This window comes from Corallococcus sp. AB049A, assembly GCF_003668885.1.
GTDB classification, from domain to species: domain Bacteria; phylum Myxococcota; class Myxococcia; order Myxococcales; family Myxococcaceae; genus Corallococcus; species Corallococcus interemptor.
Genome location: NZ_RAWL01001012.1, coordinates 1 through 470, shown reverse-complemented (window position 1 = coordinate 470; position 470 = coordinate 1). Strand labels below are relative to the sequence as shown.

General features: G+C 56.0%; 1 protein-coding gene. It reads right to left on the bottom strand.

Annotation, left to right across the window (positions count from 1 at the left end; genetic code table 11):
- The coding region (locus D7X55_RS40635) for a coiled-coil domain-containing protein (protein WP_121725743.1) at positions 1–433 on the bottom strand (433 nt) is incomplete at its 3' end.
- Positions 434–470 lie beyond the last annotated feature (37 nt).

Below are 470 nucleotides of genomic sequence, written 5' to 3'. Positions count from 1 at the left end.
CCCTCACATTCTCCATGTCCTCCTTGTGCAACATTCTTTCCTTGGTCTTCCCTGATCTGTCGACGATCATCTGCCGTGTAGACTCCATGAGAGCCCTGGCCGCCTTGGGGCTAAGCTCGGACTTTTCCAGATACGTCACAAAGGCATGAGTATCGAAGGGATGTTGAGCAAGAGGCACGGGCACCTCGGGCGCTACAGGCAGTGTCTCAGTCATGCCGCTAGATTCGCCATTCTTCTCGAAGACGCCTTCAAGGGAGGCATAGGGGTGTTGAGAGGATGACGACGACGGGCTGGCATTGATAGATGAAGAATTTGATGAGGAAGCCGAGGGACCAGATGACGCAGCACTGTAGCTGCCGCCGGCGTTTTGCTCGATGATGGGTGATGAGTCTGGCCCGGGAGCGTGTATCACAACACCACGCCTGGGGTTCATGCCGTGGACTCTACATGGTCTTCTCACAGCCCTCGAG